General features: G+C 64.8%; 2 protein-coding genes. Both read right to left on the bottom strand.

From position 1 onward, the window contains the following. Nucleotides 1-598 (bottom strand): IS3 family transposase (locus L979_RS16405; RefSeq protein ID WP_047692674.1); only part of this gene is annotated, 598 nt, incomplete at its 3' end. Between the two features lie 32 nt (nucleotides 599-630). Beyond that, nucleotides 631-903, bottom strand: coding sequence for an IS3 family transposase (locus tag L979_RS13250; RefSeq protein WP_052209896.1), 273 nt, complete (start codon nucleotides 901-903; stop codon nucleotides 631-633). Nucleotides 904-991: the final 88 nt, after the last annotated feature.

The following is a 991-nucleotide window of genomic DNA, read 5'->3' as shown; positions in this document are numbered from 1 at the left end:
GTTGCGACGACCAGTTGAATCCGCCCTGAGAACCGCGATCGGAGTGCACGATGCAGCCAGCGACGTCACCGCGGCGGGAAGCGGCGTTGTCCAGGGCGTTCACCGCCAGTCGCGCCTTCATACGGTCGCTGATCGAGTAGCCCACGATCCGGGCTGAGAACACGTCCTTGATGGCGCAGAGATAGAGCTTTCCCTCATCGGTCCAGTGCTCTGTGATGTCGGTCAGCCACAGTTCGTTGACGTCATCGGCGCAGAAGTCCCGCTTCACGAGATCGTCGTGGACTGGTGGCCCGGGACGCTTTCCGTTCTTGCCGCGATTCTTCCCGAACACGGACCACCACTGGTTGTCCCGGCAGATGCTCCATGCCGTGCGCTCGCACATCACTTCGCCGGCCTCGGCGGCTTCGCCGGCCAGGAACCGGTAGCCATACTCGGGGTCGTCGACGTGGGCGTCCAGTAACGCGTTGGCGCGGTAGGCCTCAGTCAGCTCAGCCTGGGTGACCTGCTGGTGGCGCCAGCGGTAGTAGGGCTGACGGGAGAGCTTCAGAACCGGCAGGGACACCGCGACGGGGACGCCGTCAGCGGCGAGCTCACTCACGAGCGGGTAGAACCTTTTCCCGGCAGGTTCGCCTAGGACAGGTAGGCCGCGGCGCGACGGAGGACCTCGTTCTCCTGCTGGAGCAGCCGGATCTGCTTGCGGGTCTCACGCAGCTCGGTCGATTCCTCCCGTGTCCTGCCGGGGCGGTTGCCGTCGTCGATGTCGGCTTGGCGGATCCATTTGTGCAGCGTCATCTCGTGGACGCCGAAGTCCTTCGCGATCTGCGCGATCGTGATGCCGTCCTCGCGGGACCGGGCCACTCGCACGACGTCGTCACGGAACTCCTGGGGGTAGGGAGCGGGCATGATGCACATCCTTCCAGGCCGCCCAACGGGCAAGCCAGATCAGATGACCTGCCCTACGGTTAGGTTTCCACTCTTGGTCGCTAGCTTC

The organism is Kocuria sp. ZOR0020, from assembly GCF_000800955.1.
Classification (GTDB): Bacteria; Actinomycetota; Actinomycetes; order Actinomycetales; family Micrococcaceae; genus Kocuria; species Kocuria subflava.
The sequence above is the reverse complement of the archived record's forward strand: the minus strand, read 5'-3'. Positions and strand labels throughout refer to the sequence as shown.

Excerpts from the sequence above, each read along its gene's own strand:
- L979_RS13250 (WP_052209896.1), bottom strand. The coding sequence starts at position 903 with ATGCCCGCTCCCTACCCCCAGGAGTTCCGTGACGACGTCGTGCGAGTG.